Here is a 2,212-nt window from a genome sequence, read left to right as displayed (position 1 = left end):
CCCCCGGGACTACTTCGACTCCCTGGCGGGAAGCCACCTGGCGGTCGCGCCGGTCGTCGAGGACGGGCGCCTCGTCGGCGTCGTCACCCGCACCGGCGCGCTGCGCTCCACCATCTACACGCCCGCCACCGACCCGGACGGTCGCCTCGTGGTCGGCGCCGCGGTCGGCATCAACGGCGACGTGCGGGCCAAGGCCCTGGCGCTGCTCGAGGCCGGTGTCGACGTGCTCGTCGTCGACACCGCGCACGGTCACCAGCACAAGATGCTCGACGCCCTGCCGCTCGTCCGTGACGCCCGCGACGAGGTGGCCGCGCGGACCGGCCGGCGCATCCCGGTGGCGGCCGGCAACGTGGTCTCGGCCGACGGCGTGCGCGACCTGGTCGCGGCCGGCGCCGACATCGTCAAGGTGGGCGTCGGACCGGGCGCCATGTGCACCACGCGGATGATGACCGGTGTCGGGCGCCCCCAGTTCTCGGCGGTGCTCGAGTGCGCGGCCGCCGCGCGCGAGCTCGGCGCCCACGTGTGGGCCGACGGAGGGGTCCGCTACCCGCGCGACGTCGCGCTCGCGCTCGCCGCCGGTGCGGCCAACGTGATGATCGGGTCGTGGTTCGCAGGAACGCTGGAGAGCCCCGGCGACCTCAAGGTCGATGCCGACGGACGGGCCTACAAGGAGTCGTTCGGCATGGCCAGCTCGCGCGCCGTGGCGAACCGCACCCGCGACGCCGCCGGCTTCGAGCGCGCGCGGATGGCCCTCTTCGAGGAGGGCATCAGCTCCTCGCGCATGTACCTCGACCCGGAGCGGCCGGGCGTCGAGGACCTGGTGGACGCCATCACCGCAGGGGTCCGCTCGAGCTTCACCTACGCCGGCGCTCGCTCGCTGCCGGAGTTCGCGGAGCATGCTGTGGTCGGCCTCCAGAGTGCTGCGGGCTACGACGAGGGACGCCCGCTGCACCGGTCCTGGTAGTCGGCCTGCGGCGATCTACGGAGCGAGGTGGGGCTGCCCCTCGGCCCACTGCGTGATGCTCGCCGCGATGCGCTCCCCCACGGCCCGGTGCATGGCCGGGGAGTAGTGGAAGCCGTCGGGGATCGCGGTGGCGAGGTCGCCGCCCGCGACGGAGTCGACCAGGTCGGCGACACGGACGAAGCGGACCTCGTCGTCGTCGAGCCGGCGCACCAGCCCCTCCAGGGCGTCGTTCATCCGCGCGATGCGCGCCGGCATGCCGGGGAACCAGCCGGCCTTCTTCTCGTGCGGCGGCAGCAGCTCGACGAGGTGCACGAGCGGGTGGCCGACCGTGCGCACGTGCCGGATGTACGTCTCGAGGTCGGCGACGACCTTCTCGTGGCGCCGGGTGCGCAGACGGCTCCCCCACCGCGCGTCGACGGCGGCCTGTGCCCGCGCGAGCAGCATCCATGCCGGTCGCACGAGCCGGTCGCGGTAGACGAGGCGCAGGCGGCGCGGCCGACCACGCAGGCTGTTGGCATGACGCTCGAGCCACCGGGGCAGCAGCAGGTGGATGGTCTCGTAGTGGCCGTAGACGAGCACGATGGCGTCGGGCGAGAAGCCCAGGACCTCGCGCTCCCACGTCTGCAGGACGCCGTGGGTGGGCTCCGACGCGACGCTGTGGGTGTGGACGGTGCACGGCCGACCGCTCGCGAGCAGCCGCTCCTCGATGACCCGCGGCAGGATGAAGTCGGTCCGCGGGCCGCCCATCCACGAGATCCAGTTGACGGTCGACGCACCCTTGACGAGCACGCGGACCGGCAGCGGCGGCGCCGGCGCGCCGTCCGCCCCGGAGGCGTCCGGGGCGGTCACGCCGTCAGACCACCGTCGACGACGAGGACCTGCCCGGTGAGATAGGTGTTCGCGGGGTCGGTGAGGAACCGGCACACGCGGGCGATGTCCTCGGGGTCGCCGAGGCGACCGGCCGGGGTGCGCCGCTCGATCTGGACCAGCTGGCCCTCGTCGAGCCCGTGGCTCATCTCGGTGCGCAGGTAGCCGGGGGCGATGCCGTTGACCACGATCCCCCGCGAGCCGAGCTCGCGGGCGAGGGCACGGGTCATGCCGTCGAGCGCGGCCTTCGACGCGCTGTACACGGCGAGTCCCCGGTAGCCCGACAGGCCGACGATGGACGAGATGTTGACGATGTGGCCGCTGCGCCGCGCGAGCATGCGGCGGCTGACCAGGCGGGTCATGTAGACGGTGCCCTTGATG

Annotated in this window: 3 protein-coding genes; 1 reads left to right on the top strand and 2 read right to left on the bottom strand. The window is 73.6% G+C overall.

What is annotated here, in order from left to right:
* Window positions 1-22 precede the first annotated feature (22 nt).
* Window positions 23-964: an IMP dehydrogenase gene (locus ASF38_RS00515; protein WP_369815142.1), complete on the top strand. Its 942-nt coding sequence runs from the start codon at window positions 23-25 to the stop codon at window positions 962-964.
* A 15-nt stretch (window positions 965-979) separates the two neighbouring features.
* On the opposite strand, the gene ASF38_RS00510 is transcribed toward ASF38_RS00515, so the two are convergent.
* Both ASF38_RS00510 and ASF38_RS18235 read right to left on the bottom strand, forming a co-directional pair.
* Window positions 980-1,813: an SGNH/GDSL hydrolase family protein gene (locus tag ASF38_RS00510; protein ID WP_056572938.1), complete on the bottom strand. Its 834-nt coding sequence runs from the start codon at window positions 1,811-1,813 to the stop codon at window positions 980-982.
* Window positions 1,810-2,212 (bottom strand): SDR family oxidoreductase (locus ASF38_RS18235; protein WP_200914347.1); only part of this gene is annotated, 403 nt, incomplete at its 5' end. The genes ASF38_RS00510 and ASF38_RS18235, both read right to left, overlap by 4 nt.

It is taken from the genome of Aeromicrobium sp. Leaf272 (assembly GCF_001422865.1).
Classification (GTDB): Bacteria; Actinomycetota; Actinomycetes; order Propionibacteriales; family Nocardioidaceae; genus Aeromicrobium.
This window is presented reverse-complemented; position numbering and strand designations above follow the sequence as displayed.